The sequence below is a fragment of the Pseudoalteromonas sp. P1-16-1b genome (genome assembly GCF_001401785.1).
Classification (GTDB): domain Bacteria; phylum Pseudomonadota; class Gammaproteobacteria; order Enterobacterales; family Alteromonadaceae; genus Pseudoalteromonas; species Pseudoalteromonas undina.
In genome coordinates this window covers 60,151-77,348 of the sequence record NZ_LKGQ01000016.1, presented here as the reverse complement: position 1 = coordinate 77,348, position 17,198 = coordinate 60,151, and the positions used below count along the sequence as shown (strand labels likewise).

The window sequence follows — 17,198 nt, the reverse complement described above, 5'->3', positions numbered from 1 at the left end:
TGGGGCAAGCATCTTTAAGCCTGCCCCAAGGGTAAGTTAAAAGTTATATTTTAAGCTCAGTTTATAATTGACTGGCTCACCTGGTTGAGTCCAAATTGCAGAGTAAGAATTTGAGTAATATTCTTTATCCAGTACGTTATTAATGTTCAGTTGTACAATCACATCTTCATTAACGTTGTAAGTTGCGAACAGGTTCACCAGTGTATACGAAGGTAAGTAATACGTAGGGTCTATGGTTTCACCTAAGCGTTCCCCCTCATACTGAACAGCTATACCAACGCTTGCATTTAAATCGATTAAATCATTCAATTCTCTTTTAATACGTGCATTTGCACTGTGTTTAGGAATATTAAGTAAAGGGCTACCTTTTGGTAATTTTACCCACCAATCTGTATTAACCGTGTCGTTTGCTGTTTTTGCATCTGTGTAGGTATAGGCCAAATCAAATGAGGTGCGCTCTGTAATATAACCGTGTAAATCAAACTCAACGCCTTCGCTAGTTACCTCACCTAACGCCGTCGATACGCCTGCTTGCAAATCTGTGGTCAACATATTGCTTTTTTCGGCGCTAAATACAGTAAAGCTACCATTTAGGGTATCGGTGCTAAATTTAACACCCGCCTCAATAGAGGTTGTTGATTCTGGCTCAAATGCATCACCATTTATATCGTAACCACTGTTTGGCCTAAAACCTTCAGAGTAACTGCTGTAATACTGTATGTCGTCTGAGTAAGCATACACTAAGCCTACTCGTGGGCTGAATGTACTCTGATTGCTTTTAGACTGACTTTGATTAATATGATTATCTATTTGCTGATCAAACCAATCATAACGACCGCCCACTTGTACTTTCCACTGCTCAGTGACTTCGATTTGATCTTGAATATAAATCCCATAGCTGTGCTGTACTTCAGTGCTGTTAAATAAAAGTGAACCTTCGGGTGCTGTTTGCCCATACTCGGGGTTATACATATTAATGGCATAGCGCGTATCTTCAAGCGTAGGGCGATATCTATACCAAAGTTTATCAAAATCAAACTTGCTGGCATCGGCACCTATTAATAAATGATGGGTAAACCCAGCAGCAGTAACGCTACCACTTATCTCAGTGCGGGCTGAAATATTTTTAGTTTGAAAATCACGCTCGTTATGTTGCCGACTTAAAGTTTCGCCGTCAGTAAAATAAACCTGCCTGCTAGGGGCGAGTTCAGCATCACTCGATTCGCTTATAAATTTAGAATCGCTATAGCTAAGCCCATTTAAAAGTGACCATTGCCCTATTTGATGCTCAAAAGTCAGTTGATGAGAAATCGCATCAACCTCTGTTGGTTTATCGCTTGGCTCACCTAAAAACGTTTCAATAGGTAATGCGTCTATCTTCCCGTCTAGGGCAACAATGCCACGGTCAAACGTCACACTCTGATCAACATACTCTAGTTCATAATTTAATTTTGTTGTGTCGGATATTAACCAAAGAATTGAAGGTGTGATCACCGTTTTTTTATTTTCGTGGTAGTCTCTAAAACCCTCACCGTCTTCAATTGCACCATTTACTCTAAAAGCGAGTTCATTGGTAATAGCATTAGTGTAGTCACCTTCAGCGCGATAACTCTGCCAGCTCCCTGCAGATACTTTCAAAGAGCCTTGTTCTTCAAACTGTGGCTTTTTAGTGATGATATTAATAGTACCGCCAGGCTCAGAGCGACCATAAAGAGCAGAGCCAGGCCCTTTCATCACTTCTACATAATCAATATTACTGGTATCGCGGGTACCGCTAAAACTTCGACCCGATGAAAAACCATTAATTAAAAAGCCTGAAGGAATATTCTCATCGCCTACTAAGCCACGTATTGCAAAGCTTTCCCACAATCCACCAAAATCATTTTGTTCAGAAATACTCGGCGTTAGATCAAATATATCGGTGAGTGTAGTCACTCCTGCGTCATCGAGGCTTTCTGCTGATATAAACTCAATACTTTGTGGTTGCTCGCTTAAGGGCACATCGCCACGAAAAGCTTGTCTAACACCCGTAACCGCTATTTTCTCTATGTTAGCTGACGCTGAAGCTGCGTATACAGAAGGCGCTAAAATGGTACTTATAGCAATTGATATGGCAGATATTTGGTATCGATTTATTAAGTTCATTCTATCTCTTAGATATCATGCAAGCTTAATCGGTTAAGTTTTTACTAAAATTTTTTTAGTAAGGCCGATTAAATAAACATGAAATACAAATGGTAATTATTGTTATTTGCAATAATATACAAGTAGAATAAAAAGAGCTACCCTACAGCAACAAATTTTACAAAGTTATTAGAGGCTGTTTTTTCTTTTTGAATTAAACGTATTCAACATCGAAAAATAAATACCTCCTAAAATTTAGAGAAAAAAATGAAAATATTACCTTTCACCTGCATGGCATTAGTCACATCAATATCAAGCGCATACAGCGAACAAACACAGGCCCATGCAATATGGTTTGCAGAGCGCTCATCACAGTTGGCCTTTATATATGGCGAAGGCGCACAAGATTTAGATACCGTAAAACGACAAAATAAAATTAAAAGCATTACTGGCTATAACAAAAACTGGCAACAACAAAACGTAAAGCTTGTTGAGTCAGGGCCTATGATGCTGCTAAATGATAAAACCGTTTATGCGGTTACTGGCATGCTCGATAATGGGTTATGGAGTAAAACAAAGGAAGGTAAATGGTTTGCTAAAGGTCGAGATGCAATCCCCAATGCACTATTAAGCGAACATACTAAAAAGTACGCAGTACATTTACGTGGCCCGCTTACCCAAGTACCTGCGCTTAAAAATCAGCAATTGCAAATTCTTCCTGTAGGCGAAGAATTTTCAGATCAAAAAGGAGCTATGGTTAGTTACCGCATAACTTTCAATAGTAAAGCTGTTCAAGGTGCTAAAGTAATCAATGATTTAGTAAACGATCCAGATCAAGAAGCAATAGTTAGTAATGATGACGGCTTGGTCACATTGCCATTGCGTAACCAAGGCTTAAACGTAATAGCCGCAATCTACGACGAAAAAAGCACGAATTTAAATGTATTTGATAAAACCGAGCATTTAGCCACACTCTCATTTGTTTTACCCCACGCCGCAGAGTAAACGTTAAATACAGTCAAGTCAGCTCAATTCCTTACTCGCTGGCTGACTTTTCATTCTCAATTATCACTGTTTAGCCCTAAGCGGTGATAATTTAAAAAGTAGCCTTAAAAACCTAACTATTTAATAAAAAAAGAAAAAAAACCCCAAAATATCACACTTTTATTTATAAAATATTAATCATTAAAGTCGGGGAATTATAATAAATAAAGTTCATAACTCTCTCGTCTATCAAAAATAACACAATTAACCTGATTAAAAACCAACCTTTATTTATTAAATTTTTGTTCTACAGTTTATTAATTAGTGGTGCTACAACGAACCTGTTATTTTTCAAAGATACAAGTCGATAAATGGACTGCCAAAAGGAATTTAAAAATGATCTCAAATTTAAATCAGATTGGTTTCACTTCAATTAAAGCAAAATTATTAGCGAGTTTTAGTCTAATAATCATCATGCTAATTGTTACTGCTGGGATTGGTATATATAACCTTTCCATAATGAATGATCAGATGAGTAAAATAATTAATGTTTCAGCTGAAAAAGTAAAACTGGCAGCTAGAGTCAATCAAGGCGCTTTAGCTGTATCTCGAGCTGAAAAAAATATAATTTTGGCAGACTCAAAAGCAGCCATGGATGAATACGCCGACTTCATAGCTCAAACGCGAGATGAAATGCTAGAGCGACGTGCAACTCTTCGCAATTTAGTTAATGACAACGGTAAACGTTTACTCGATGAATTTGCCGCGACATGGGATGAATATATTGAGGTAAATCTTCAAATTCGTGATCTAGCAAGAGCTGATTTAAACGACAAAGCAATAGTCTTATCTAAAAATGAAGGCAGGAGGCTAAACGATTTAGCCATTTCTCAAATGGCTAATTTAGTAAATGCAATCGAACAAGATATGGCAAATGACGAGTTAGAAGCTCAAGCACGGCACTCCTCTGCATATAGCTTAATGCTTGTCATTACCCTTACAGGCTTAATCGCAGGTATTGTTATTGCCATTTTTATCTCTTCGAGAATTACCGGCGCACTTAATCGCCTTTCACATAGAATGAACGATATTGCCGATGGCGAAGGTGATTTAACCGTAACAGTCGACGATTCATCAAAAGATGAAACCGGCGACGTTGCCCGCGCATTTAATAAATTTGTTGCTAAAATTCGCACCACAATAACCTCAGTGGCATCTGAAACCACTCAGGTTGCATCAACTTCCGAAGAGCTTTCAATAGTTAGTAACACCACAAGTGCAGCAGTTAAAAAGCTGCATGATGAAACGCAACAAGTTGCCACCGCTATGACGCAAATGAATGCAACAATTCAAGACGTTGCAAATAGCGCAGAAAATGCAGCCAGTTCAGCAAGTGATTCAAATAATAATGCTAAAGCCGGTGAAAGCATGGTGAACGAAACAGTTCACGCGGTTGATAACCTTACTAAAGAAATTAATCAATCCGCCTCTGCAATTGAAAAGCTACAAGCCGACAGCGAAAATATAAGTACCATATTAGATGTTATTAAAGGCGTATCTGAACAAACAAACTTATTGGCATTAAATGCCGCCATTGAAGCCGCAAGAGCGGGTGAGCAAGGCCGAGGTTTTGCAGTAGTTGCTGATGAAGTAAGAACCTTAGCACAACGAACTAAAGAGTCGGCCACCAACATAGAACAAATGATCGATAAGTTTCAATCCGGAATATTAACCGCCATTGAGGTAATGACCAAAAGCCAACAACAAACAGACTTAGTTGTTGAAAAAGTGAGTAAAACAGGTGAAACCCTGCGAACAATCAATGACTACAGCAGCGCAATTAATGATATGAACGCGCAAATAGCCTCAGCCGCTGAACAACAAGCCGTGGTCGCAGATGAGATCAGCCGCAACGTTGTTAATATTAAACAAGTGACAGAGCAATCATCAGCTGCAACTGAGCAAACATCAACAGCAAGTAACGAAATGGCAATACTAGGCAATAACTTATTAAAACTGGTACAACAGTTTAAAGTGTAAGTGCTGGGCTTCTCATGCTTTCAAGCTGAGTAGTGTTCGGCAGCAGGTTTAGCAGTACAAACCACTAAAAGCATAGGTAATAAAAGGAGCTCAAATTGCAGGCATGAATGACTTGTGGTCACCTGCAAACGAGCCCTTTTGACTGCTGCCGGTGAAGAGGTAAAAACTTACACAAGATTTTACCTCTCTTAAATTAAACTTTTAATTAGATTAGCTGCCCAATAAAGTTAACACTATTATGGGCTAAAATAGGAAACACCAAACTCCCTGTGCGCTCTCTTAGCCAAAGTAAAATAATGCCGTAGCCGCCTGTTAATAAAATAGCGGGGAAAGAAAAGTGCCACTCTCCACCATTAAACATAACCCCATGAACTAGTCCAAATAACACCACTAAGAGCAACCCTGCAATGTTAATTGACGCACCACCTAAATTATAGCGTTCTGATATGATTGCCAAAGATATACAAAATAAAAGAATCCCTCTAAACATTGGCTCTTCATCAAAGCCAGGCATTGTTGCCTGATAAAGTAAGGTTTCTAAATCGTAATTAGGTTCACCACTCCAAAATAGTGATACAACTATCTGTAAAATGATAAACAAGCACATAACTGTAAAAGCGGGTTTTATAGAGTTTTCATTTTGCCTAAAAGTAAAACCAGCATCCGCAATACGAAAGTTAGCTTTAAATTTAACTAAAGCCAATAGTACGACTAACCAAAGGATTATTGCCGCTACTTTTCCAGACCAATTCCACGACATATCAGGAAAAAGCATTTCCAAGGGGATAACCTTCCCACCTTTAAACAAAGCAAAAAAGTAGCAAACTAAAATACCTAACGAAATCAAAGACCACATTAGATTTAAATCAACTTTTTTAAGTGCTTTTAATATCAAAACTAAAACTAATATAACGCCGACATTTGCAAATAAACCTATAAATAGATCTTCCATGAATACCTCTTTTATTAAAGGCTATTTCTAGCACTTATTTTATTATTGTTTTAAGTAGTAACTAATACTAATCCTAAATTAGGTACTGTTAAACAATTAGTTATAGAAGAGGAGAGTGAAACGGGGTCAAACCCTAAAGGGAGCATTTTTACTAGTCAGTATGCGACTTAGTCAATATCAACTTCAAAGCGTAAAATATCACCAGGTTGGCAATCTAAGTATTTGCAAATAGCGTCGAGCGTTGTAAATCGTACAGCCTTTGCACGGCCCGATTTTAATACAGATAAATTTTGTGGGGTAATCCCAATTGCTTCGGCAAGCTCTGCCGACTTCATTTTACGCTTTGCGAGCATCACATCTAAATCAATTATTATTGCCATTAAATTACTAACTCTTGCTCTTGTTGCAGCTGTTGCGCCTGTTTCATTATCCATGCAATAACATAAATAATAAGCCCAACTATAAAGCCTATGATATCGGTGTCTTGAATCACTACAGCTCGTTTAAGCTCACTACCTGAGAACATATTGAGCAGTGTTACCAACAACGCGGGATAAAAAGCCACAAATATAAATTGCAGTAATAATAAGCCACCAAGCCATTTAAAGCATTGAATATTCTTTAAGTTAAAAAACAATCCTTTACGGTAAAGCATAAACAAGCGAATTAAAATCAGATTTACAATAATGTATGGCAACATTTGCGGTAACGCTAACCACGTCATTGCATTAAAACTGTTTGACGTTAATGTGCTTGCAGTACTTTTCCAAGAACCGGTAACTTCAAGCCCTATCCACAAGTGGGTACCGTTAGCTTGAGTAAAGTTTAAAACATCACTGCCATTAAGTAACAATACAACGGCGGTAATTAATAAAGTAGTTAGGGTCAAAAAAAGTAACGCTAATATTACGTTACTCATCATTACTATTCTTTTCATTTTAAGATTTCTTTGCTTTTAACTGCATTACTAATCGCTGATAATGTAGCTGTAACTTATCACCAGTCAATGCATTACCATGGTGCTTGCCTTTTACAATATATAATTGCTTTTGCTTTGAAAGTGCATGTTGGTATAAAGTTTCAGCTAAAGCAGGAGGTGTTTGAGTATCATCTTCTCCGGTAATTATTAAAAGCGGAGCAGTAAATGATTCCACTACCTTTAAATTATCAACCCTAGCTAGCTCATCACTAAAATTAACCTCTACAAATGGCTTTACAAACCAAGGCATACGTTGCGATGTCATTTGCTTTACATTAGTAATACTTCCTTCAAGTACTAGCGCATCAGCAGGCCGCTCGCTTGCAACATACCCTGCAATCATGCTGCCTAAAGAGTGTCCATGTAAAATAGTCGGAGTGCTTTTTAAATCTGTACGGGTTGCAACATAATCATAAACTGACAATGCATCACGCTTTAAGTTTTCAATTGTCGGCGTGCCCTCACTATTACCGTAACCTCGATGATCAACCATTAAGATATTTACATTCATTGGCAGTATTTGTTGTGCAGATCTACCTCCAGCAACGCTTACACGAAATTGATTACCACCAAAATAAATAACCGTTGCTTGCGCATCATCAACCTTTATCAAGGTGCCACTCAACGTCACATCGTCAAACCCATTTATAGTTATATCTTCTGTTGTCGCTGTTTGCTCAATTTTACGCAGCTTTGTAACCTGTACTTTTTGATCTGGGTTCAGAAAATTTGACTCTTCAATCGAAATTGTTGTGCATGCAGTTTGCAGCACAACTAACACTATAGTAGCAAGAGTAAGTAACTCGCGTTTCATTTTAAATTCCTTCTATTAAAAAATCACTATGACACTCAAAAACTAAAAAAACAATTAAAATTACCGTAAAACGATAACTTATTATTGCTTTATAATATTTAAATGTATTTTCAGCATTCCTTTCTATTATAAGATCGGGCTAAATTACAACGATGTCTAACTCGGTATTGTGCCGCAATATAAGAAGAAGTTCGCGAATAGAGAGGGCACAGCAGCCCCGTTTTGGCTGTCGTCACCTCAACGACAAAAATTGAGTAAGGTTTCTAATTTCTAAAGATGCGAGACGCATTCACATTATCTGTAATAGTAATCTCAAACATCTATTAGGGCATGCGCCCGCGTGCCAGCAAGCTAAACGCCCACAATAAATAACACATACTCTTGGTTTGTGAACGAGTAAGTATATTTGTGATTTGTTGGGTTTCGTTTAACTCTATCCAACCTACGTTTATATAATTAACATTAATCACTACACACAAAAAAGCCGTTGCATTGCTGCAACGGCTTTTATAATTTTGATAAATCCCACTCTACAGTGGAACTTACTACCAATTAAAGTTCAAAAATTAGTCGCGATAAGTCTCAATCGGAGGACATGCACATACTAAATTACGGTCGCCGTATACGTCATCGATACGTGTAACCGTTGGCCAGAACTTGTCTTTAGCAACTGCTGGCACTGGGAAGGCAGCGTAAAAACGGTCATACGCGCGGTCCCATTCATTACCTAGCACATCGGCTTGAGTATGCGGTGCAAATACCAGTGGGTTGTTTTCGATAGACCATTCGCCTGAAATGATTTTATCAATTTCACCTTTAATCGATACCATCGCTTCGATAAAGCGGTCAATCTCGCCCTTAGACTCAGATTCAGTTGGCTCAATCATTAATGTGCCCGCTACAGGGAACGACATTGTTGGTGAGTGGAAACCATAATCTTGTAAGCGCTTAGCAACGTCCATTTCAGTAATGCCTGAGGCTTCTTTTAATGGGCGTAGGTCAATAATACATTCGTGAGCAACGCGATTATTACGGCCACGGTATAAAATTGGGAAGTGCTTGCTTAGCTCATTGCTTAAGTAGTTAGCATTTACAATCGCCATTTCTGTCGCTTGTTTTAAGCCTTCAGAGCCCATCATGGCAATGTAAGCCCATGAAATAGGTAAAATAGCTGCAGAGCCGTAAGGCGCTGCCGATACTGCACCATTTCCTTCATTAGTACCTGGTACGTTAATTACGCTGTGGTTTGGCATAAATGGCGCAAGGTGCGATTTAACACCAATTGGGCCAACACCTGGGCCACCGCCGCCGTGTGGAATACAGAAGGTTTTGTGTAAGTTTAAGTGCGATACGTCTGAGCCAATAAAGCCTGGGCTAGTAACACCTACTTGCGCGTTCATGTTTGCGCCATCCATGTAAACTTGGCCACCATGCTGGTGAACAATTTCACACAACTCACGAATAGTTTCTTCGTATACACCGTGAGTAGATGGGTACGTTACCATGGCACATGATAGGTTTTCAGAGACTTCTTCAGCTTTCGCTTTTAGGTCTTCCATATCGATGTTGCCATTTTTATCACAGTTAACAACCACAATTTTCATGCTGGCCATTTGTGCCGAAGCTGGGTTAGTACCGTGTGCAGAACTTGGGATTAAACATACGTTACGGTGCGCATCCCCTCGTGACTCGTGGTATTTACGAATTGCGATAAGGCCTGCGTATTCACCTTGTGCACCTGAATTTGGTTGCAATGAAACCGCGTCGTAACCGGTAATGTTAACTAGCCAATCGTGTAGTTCGTTAATCATTACTTGATAACCTTCTGCTTGGTCTAGCGGGCAGAATGGGTGAAGGTTTGCAAATTCAGGCCATGTAACTGGGATCATTTCAGCGGTCGCGTTTAGTTTCATGGTACATGAACCTAACGAGATCATAGAATGATTAAGCGCTAAATCTTTGTTTTCAAGGCGCTTAATATAACGAAGCATGTCTGTTTCGCTGTGGTAGCTGTTAAAGTTTGGATGCGTTAGTATTTCATCATCACGCACTAGGCTTGCAGGAATAGAGTCGCTGCCATTTGCTTCAACATCAGCAGCAATCGCATCTACGCTTAGGCCATGGCCTTCGCCTAAAATAATATCAAATAACTCAGCAACGTCTGCACGGGTTGTGGTTTCAGATACTGAAATTGAGTATTCACCTGCATGGTTAGTAGCAAAGTTAACACCTTTAGCTACAGCACGCGCAATCACGTCGGCTTTGTTTTCATCAACCACTGTTAATGTGTCAAACCAAGTAGTGTGCTTAAGTGCCACACCTCTTGCTTTTAAGCCAGTTGCTAAAATATCAGCAAAACGGTGAATGCGTTGTGCAATGGTTTTTAAGCCTTGCGGGCCATGGTATACCGCGTAAAACGCAGCCATGTTCGCTAGCAATACTTGCGCAGTACAAATGTTTGAGTTGGCTTTGTCGCGGCGAATGTGTTGCTCGCGGGTTTGCATTGCCATACGTAATGCATCGTTACCTAAACGGTCTTTTGATACACCAATAATACGACCTGGTAATGAACGTTTGTACGCATCACGTGTTGCAAAAAATGCTGCATGAGGACCGCCGTAACCCATAGGTACACCAAAACGTTGTGCTGAACCCAGTACTACATCTGCGCCTAATTTACCTGGTGCTTTTAATAGTAATAAGCTCATGATGTCGGCTGCTACACAGGCAATCGCTTTTTTGCTTTGTACGCCAGCTATTAGGTCTGTTATGTCAACAATTTCGCCTGATGTTGACGGGTATTGGAATAACGCACCAAAAATATCGTGGTTCACAGCATCGGCTGCTTTACCTACAATAATTTCAAAACCAAATTGCTCTGCACGGGTGCTCACTACGTCAATGGTTTGCGTGTGTACGTCGTCGGCAATAAAGAACGCATTGGCTTTTTTAGCTTTAGATACACGTTTTGCAAGGCCCATTGCCTCGGCTGCAGCGGTTGATTCGTCAAGCAGTGAGGCACTTGCTAAATCTAGGCCGGTAATATCTAGGGTCATAGTCTGGAAATTTAATAGTGACTCTAAACGCCCTTGTGCAATCTCTGGCTGATACGGTGTGTACGCTGTGTACCAACCCGGGTTTTCAAGTACGTTACGTAAAATTACGTGCGGTACGTGAGTTGGGTGGTAGCCTTGGCCAATATACGATTTGAAAACTTTATTTATGCTTGCTACTGATTTTAAGTAGCTTAGTGTTTCAACTTCGGTGCGGCTTTCGCCGATATTAAGACCTTGCTCAAGACGAATACCAGCAGGTACAGTTTGACCGATCAGCTCTTCAACGCTCGATACTTCAAGAGCGCTAAGCATGTCGTTTACTTGCGCTGGGCTTGGCCCAATATGGCGGCGAATAAAATCTTGCTTTTGCTCTAATTGTTCAAGAGATTTGGCGTTTGACATGTGTCCAGATTCCTATGATCCAAATACTAATGGGTAACTAGTATTGATTAAAATATGTGATGATTTAGCAGCCTACTTTGTATGGAAAAATAAGCGCTTTAATCATAAAAGCCCCAATGTTTTAACATAGAGGGGCTTTTATTAATTAACGATTAGTCTTCGTCAATTGTATGCGCGTAACCTTCAGCGTCTAATAAGTTATCTAACTCAGACTCTTCTGACGCTTTAATACGGAATAACCAACCGTCGCCGTATGCGTCGTTGTTTACTGTTTCAGGCGCATCTTCTAGCTCTTCGTTAATGGCAACAATTTCACCGCTAATTGGCGCGTAAATGTCTGATGCTGCTTTTACTGACTCTGCTACTGCACAGTCTTCGCCAGCATCTACTTCGTCGCCTACTTCTGGTAATTCAACAAATACCATGTCGCCAAGTAGTTCTTGCGCATGCTCAGAAATACCAACAGTGTAAGTGCCGTCGCCTTCGTTACGAACCCACTCGTGTGAAGGTGCGTATTTTAACTCGCTAGGGATATTGCTCATTTTTTTCATCCTTTGGTTTAGATTGGGAGAATACCAATGAATAAGGCTAACTTATTTATTGGTATAACCAAATTATTTAGATTATTGATTTACCGTTACGTACAAAGCCCGACTTAACTACTTTTACGTTAACTAATTTTTTACGCATTTCTACTTGAGCTGTGTCGCCAGTTGAACGTGGTACACGTGCTAATGCAACACTATAGCCCAATGTTGGTGAGAATGTGCCAGATGTAATAACACCTTCGCCACCATCAACAATTACTTTAGAACCACTGCGTAGTACGCCTTTTTCTTCAAGAATAAGACCTACTTGCTTGTGAGTACTTTTTTCTGCACGTTGTTTTACCAAAACATCACGACCAATAAAGTCACGATCTTCTGGCTCCCATGCAATAGTCCATGCCATGTTAGCTGCCAGTGGTGATACGCTTTCGTCCATATCTAGGCCGTAAAGGTTCATACCTGCTTCTAAACGCAGTGTGTCGCGCGCACCTAAGCCCGCTGGCGCCACACCGGCATCAAGCAATTGCTGCCATAAATCGGCGGCTTGCTCGTTTGGTACTACAATTTCGTAACCGTCTTCGCCAGTATAACCTGTTGTAGCAATAAATAAATCACCGGCTTGAACACCAAAAAATGGCTTCATGCCTTCTACTGCAGCTTGCTGGTCTGCGTTTAATACTTGGGCTGTTTTAGTACGTGCATTAGGGCCTTGAACCGCAATCATGGCGTATTCTGGGCGCTCAGTAACCGTTACAGCAAAATCGCTCGATACCTTAGCTAAATGTGCTAAATCTTTTTCACGGGTCGCTGAGTTAACCACTAAGCGATAAAATGTTTCGCTAAAGTAGTAAATAATTAAGTCGTCGATTACGCCGCCTTGCTCGTTAAGCATGCCAGTGTAAAGCGCTTTACCTGGTACGGTTAACTTAGCAACATCGTTAGCTACTAGCTTGCGTAAAAACGCTTGTGCTTGTTCACCTTGTATATCAACAATGGTCATGTGCGACACGTCAAACATACCCGCATCGTTACGTACGGCGTTGTGTTCTTCTATTTGTGAGCCGTAGTTAATTGGCATTTCCCAGCCATGAAAATCAACCATTTTTGCGCCGGCTTCAAGGTGCTTTGCATGTAATACTGTTTTAGAAGTCATAATATTCCTTCACTTTTAAATTGACCCATGTGTGTGGGCGTGGCCTCAATTTAATGAGGGGGAATAACATGGTAGCCATTAATACGCCTACCAAATTGTAATCTTTAACTTTTACTCGTTAAGCTGCTTGAGTATTGGTAACACTAAAGCCCTGTTGCTGCATATACTGTTGCCACTTATCAAGGGTGGCCGTTTTAGCAATAACAATAAACTGCTGTTCATTGTTTTGATCTACTGCAGTAACAAACACATCACCACTTTGCGCGCCATAGCAAAGCTGCGCGTCAGCAAGGCGTAACCCTGGGGTTAGTTTAAATGCCTCAACTAAGGTATCAAATGCATTGTCGCCTTTTAAAGTAAAGGTCGCTAAGTCGGTGCGTACCACAAAGTCGATATCGTATCTAAGCTGTTGCTCGTTAATGAGCGCTTGTAATTGCAGGCTAGCATTAACTGGAAGTACAAATCGAAAGGCGGTTTCGCTAAAGTAGTAAACGGCGTAGCTAAAATCAGAATTTAAATCGCCATCCAGTGTGCCTTTAAAGCCAAAGCCACTAGCGGTAAGTTTGGTGAGGTCATGACCTAAAATAGCACTTAAAAATACCGATGCTTCACTACCACTAAAGTCAATAACAACGTGACTGCTATCGGCTTGTAAGGCATTTATAACCGCGCTGTTAGCGTTGCTATGGCGGGCAAACATAATCGGGTTAAAAGTCATAACAAATACCTATCAATCTTTAATAGCAAAAGTATATTGCGCAAGCCTTACAACAACAAATTGTAATTACTTATCAATTGATAAATAATACTTATATATATAGCCATATAAATAGTAATTTTAAATATGAAAAATATTTCAACCGACAGTTTACGAACTTTTGTTATGGTGGTTGAGGTTGGTGGATTTGCCAAAGCAGGCGATTTACTTGGCCTTTCGCAACCTGCGGTGAGCTTACAAGTAAAACGCTTAGAAGACTTACTCGGCTATAAATTATTTAAAAAGCAGGGGCAACGACAAGTGCTCAACCAATATGGCGAGTTATTACTGCCGATGGCAAAGCAAATGGTGCAGCATAACGATGCCATTTTGCAGTTGTTCACCTCAGAAAGTGTAACCGGTAAAGTGCGCTTGGGGATCCCTAGCGAATTTGCCGCGCGTATTTTGCCCTCCATTATTGGCGATTTTGTGGCGCTCTACCCTGAGGTATCACTTGAAGTAAAATCACGTTTAAGTAAACACCTACTCTCTGATGAGCGCCAAGATCAATTTGATTTAGTGTTAGCGCTTAACGAGCAACTTGACTCAGAAAAATTCCCTATTTTTATTCAAGACCAATTAGTGTGGGTGGGCGACCTATCACTGGCACAAAATGAAACGGTAACCTTAGTGACCGCGCCTGAGGGCTGTATTTATCGACGCAGAGCAACTCAGGCGCTTGAAAAAGCAGGCATTAAATATCGTATTGTTTACAGTAATGCCGATTTAACCGGTTTAATTGCCGCATTAAAAGAAGGCTTAGGTATAACAGTGCTCGCAAAAAGTACCGTACCTAACGATTTAGCCTATCACTTACACACTAAACATTTACCTGCGCTTGGTAGCATAGGTATTAGTTTAGTAAAAACCGCCAGCGAACCTGAAAACGCGGTATTTAAACTCGCCGAATTTATTAAGCTGCGCTTAGGCTATCCCACTGCTTAAATAACCTGAACTCTGGATAATAAATCTATCCCACACAGAGTTCAGGTTAAATTAACTGCCACTAGCCATTACATTATCCTAATTTTATAAGATTAGAATAAACACTTAGTTAAAAATGTTATAAAAATAGCGTATTTTTACGGCAAATGTAAATATAACTAAAACTTAATAATATTGATTCTCATTCGTTAACATGTTTAAATTACGCCAATTTTAGTAGTTGAACTATTTTTAGGGTAATCAATGTCACATAAATTTTTAGTTTCCTCGTTAACTGCAGCCGTAGCGCTGTCTTTAAGTGCTACAGCAATGGCAAAAGATGCCAGCGGCGTTGAACGCAACTTTGAACAAATTACCGTTATTGGCTCACAAGCAGCAATTAACGATATTCCAGGATCGGCTACATTTATCTCTGATGAAGAATTGCAAAAATTCGAATTTACCGATATTTCTCGCGTATTAGCATCTGTACCAGGTGTATACGTTCAAGAAGAAGATGGCTATGGTCTGCGTCCTAACATTGGTATGCGTGGCACAGGTACTGGCCGTAACGATAAAATTTCAGTAATGGAAGATGGCGTACTCGTTGCACCGGCTCCTTATTCTGCACCATCGGCTTATTACTTCCCAACTATGGGTCGTATGGAATCAATTGAAGTATTAAAAGGTGCTGCCTCAGTTAAATATGGCCCGCGCACTACCGGTGGTGTATTAAATTTACTTTCTCGCAGCTTACCAACTGAAGTAAATAGCTCTATGGGTATGGTTGACGCGGCACTTGGTAGCGATGGTTACTATAAAGGTCACGCTTACTTCGCTAAAGAAAAAAATAACACTGCTGGCTTAATTGAAGTGTTTTCTTACGGCGCTGATGGTTTTAAAGAATTACCTGTAGGCGATGACAACACTGGTTTTGAAAAAAATGACGTACTGGTAAAATTTGGCCATACCTTTGGTGAAAACGATGCCCACAACATTGAGTTTAAAGCTAAGTACTCTGAAGAAACATCAGACGAAACGTACATGGGCTTAACTAACGCAGATTACCAAGAAAATCCTAACCGTCGTTATGCGGCATCGCAAAATGATGAGATGAACACCCGTCATAATGCATACCAAGTAAACTATGCATACCGCTTTGGTGAAGGTTACGAATTTTTAGCAACCGCTTACTTAAATGACTTCCACCGTAACTGGTACAAAGCCAGTAAAGTAAGCGAAAGCTACCTTGAGCAATACAGTGAATTTGAAGCAAACCCAACGGCTGAAGGTATCGAAAACATAGGTGTTAAAGCTAATAACCGCGACTACCAAGCCAAAGGCGTGCAGTCTGAATTACACATTCCAGCGGGCGATCACTACATTACGGTTGGCGTACGTTACCACGAAGATGAAATGGATCGTTTCCAGTGGGAAGACAAATACACGCTTAATCAAGATTTAAGCATGACTCTTACTTCGCAAGGCGCACCTGGCTCTAATAGCAATCGCTTAGACAGCGCAAAAGCAAGCACCCTATTTATTCAAGACGAATGGACAATGGATGCATTAGTTGTGAGTGCAGGTCTGCGTTATGAAGACATTACTATTACCCGTGAAGAATGGGCTAAATCAGATCCAACTCGTAGCCAAGGCTTAACGAAAGATATTTCAAACGATACTGAAATTTTAGTACCGTCTTTAGGTGCTACTTACACACTTAACGACAACGTAACGTTACTTGCAGGCATTCAAAAAGGTTATGCACCCGCAGCGCCAGGCAATGCAGACCAAGACGAAGAAGAAAGCGTCAACATTGAGTTTGGTTCTCGTTTTAATGCAAACGGCTTTAACGGTGAAGTGATTGCATTCTACTCTGATTACGACAACATGCATGGTAACTGTACTGCTGCAGTAGGTTGTAGCGACGATAACATTGGCGACCAATACAACTACGGTGAAGTAGAAGTATCGGGCTTTGAATTTAGCGCTGGTCGAACGTTTAATACTGCATCAGTTGCGTTCCCAGTTAAACTGACTTACACCTACACTGATTCAGAGTTTAAAAACACATTTGATTCAGAAATTTGGGGCTCTGTAGAAAAAGGCGATGCAATGCCTTACGTACCAGAAAACCAAGTTGCTTTATCATTTGGTGCCGAAGTGAATAACTTTGTTGTTAACAGCCAAATACGTTACGTATCGGATGCACATGCTGACCTTTCTGACTCAGGCTTAAATGCGATTGATAGCCGTGTTGTATGGGATTTAGCTGCTAAGTACTTAATTGATGAAAATCAAAAAGTATACCTAAGCGTTGATAACCTGTTTGATAAAACCTACATTGCTAACCGCGCAAATGGCGGTATTCAACCTGGTAAGCCACGCTCAGTACAAATGGGTTACTCTTACAGCTTTTAATAAAGCGCTAACTTAAAAGTACAAAAAAGCCGAGATTGATGTAA

General features: G+C 40.1%; 13 protein-coding genes. 4 read left to right on the top strand and 9 right to left on the bottom strand.

What is annotated here, in order from left to right:
* Positions 1-36 precede the first annotated feature (36 nt).
* Positions 37-2,145: a TonB-dependent siderophore receptor gene (locus AN392_RS12415; RefSeq protein WP_055012894.1), complete on the bottom strand. Its 2,109-nt coding sequence runs from the start codon at positions 2,143-2,145 to the stop codon at positions 37-39.
* 246 nt (positions 2,146-2,391) lie between these two features.
* Here AN392_RS12415 and AN392_RS12410 point away from each other — a divergent pair, with 246 nt between their 5' ends.
* The gene (locus tag AN392_RS12410; protein ID WP_055012893.1) at positions 2,392-3,129 is read left to right on the top strand and encodes a DUF4198 domain-containing protein; all 738 of its coding nucleotides are present in this window, start codon (positions 2,392-2,394) and stop codon (positions 3,127-3,129) included.
* 375 nt (positions 3,130-3,504) lie between these two features.
* On the top strand, positions 3,505-5,148 hold the full coding sequence (locus tag AN392_RS12405; protein ID WP_010390773.1) for a methyl-accepting chemotaxis protein: 1,644 nt from the start codon (positions 3,505-3,507) through the stop codon (positions 5,146-5,148).
* Positions 5,149-5,353: 205 nt separating this feature from the next.
* On the opposite strand, the gene AN392_RS12400 is transcribed toward AN392_RS12405, so the two are convergent.
* From AN392_RS12400 to AN392_RS12365, 8 genes are all read right to left on the bottom strand, one after another.
* Entirely contained in the window at positions 5,354-6,100 is a 747-nt protein-coding gene (locus AN392_RS12400) for a type II CAAX prenyl endopeptidase Rce1 family protein (RefSeq protein WP_055012892.1), read from the bottom strand.
* A gap of 167 nt (positions 6,101-6,267) precedes the next feature.
* Entirely contained in the window at positions 6,268-6,480 is a 213-nt protein-coding gene (locus AN392_RS12395; RefSeq protein WP_010390771.1) for a helix-turn-helix transcriptional regulator, read from the bottom strand.
* Positions 6,480-7,037 carry a DUF2975 domain-containing protein gene (locus AN392_RS12390; protein ID WP_055012891.1) on the bottom strand — a complete coding sequence of 186 codons (558 nt, stop codon included), beginning with the start codon at positions 7,035-7,037 and terminating at the stop codon, positions 6,480-6,482. The genes AN392_RS12395 and AN392_RS12390 overlap by 1 nt, the downstream gene beginning before the upstream one ends.
* 1 nt (position 7,038) lies before the next feature.
* Positions 7,039-7,893 carry an alpha/beta hydrolase gene (locus AN392_RS12385; protein ID WP_055012890.1) on the bottom strand — a complete coding sequence of 285 codons (855 nt, stop codon included), beginning with the start codon at positions 7,891-7,893 and terminating at the stop codon, positions 7,039-7,041.
* A 566-nt stretch (positions 7,894-8,459) separates the two neighbouring features.
* A complete protein-coding gene (gene gcvP / locus AN392_RS12380; RefSeq protein WP_055012889.1) occupies positions 8,460-11,351 on the bottom strand; it encodes an aminomethyl-transferring glycine dehydrogenase in 2,892 nt (963 codons plus the stop codon).
* Between the two features lie 152 nt (positions 11,352-11,503).
* On the bottom strand, positions 11,504-11,893 hold the full coding sequence (gene gcvH / locus AN392_RS12375) for a glycine cleavage system protein GcvH (protein ID WP_008112430.1): 390 nt from the start codon (positions 11,891-11,893) through the stop codon (positions 11,504-11,506).
* Positions 11,894-11,969: 76 nt separating this feature from the next.
* Positions 11,970-13,052 carry a glycine cleavage system aminomethyltransferase GcvT gene (gcvT, locus tag AN392_RS12370; protein WP_008465327.1) on the bottom strand — a complete coding sequence of 361 codons (1,083 nt, stop codon included), beginning with the start codon at positions 13,050-13,052 and terminating at the stop codon, positions 11,970-11,972.
* 118 nt (positions 13,053-13,170) lie between these two features.
* A complete protein-coding gene (locus tag AN392_RS12365; RefSeq protein ID WP_008465326.1) occupies positions 13,171-13,770 on the bottom strand; it encodes a hypothetical protein in 600 nt (199 codons plus the stop codon).
* 126 nt (positions 13,771-13,896) lie between these two features.
* On the opposite strand from AN392_RS12365, the gene AN392_RS12360 reads away from it, so the two are divergent.
* Both AN392_RS12360 and AN392_RS12355 read left to right on the top strand, forming a co-directional pair.
* Complete coding sequence (locus AN392_RS12360; RefSeq protein WP_008465324.1) at positions 13,897-14,754, top strand: LysR family transcriptional regulator; 858 nt, start codon at positions 13,897-13,899, stop codon at positions 14,752-14,754.
* Positions 14,755-14,997: 243 nt separating this feature from the next.
* A complete protein-coding gene (locus tag AN392_RS12355) occupies positions 14,998-17,154 on the top strand; it encodes a TonB-dependent receptor domain-containing protein (protein WP_055012888.1) in 2,157 nt (718 codons plus the stop codon).
* The last annotated feature ends 44 nt before the right edge of the window (positions 17,155-17,198 follow it).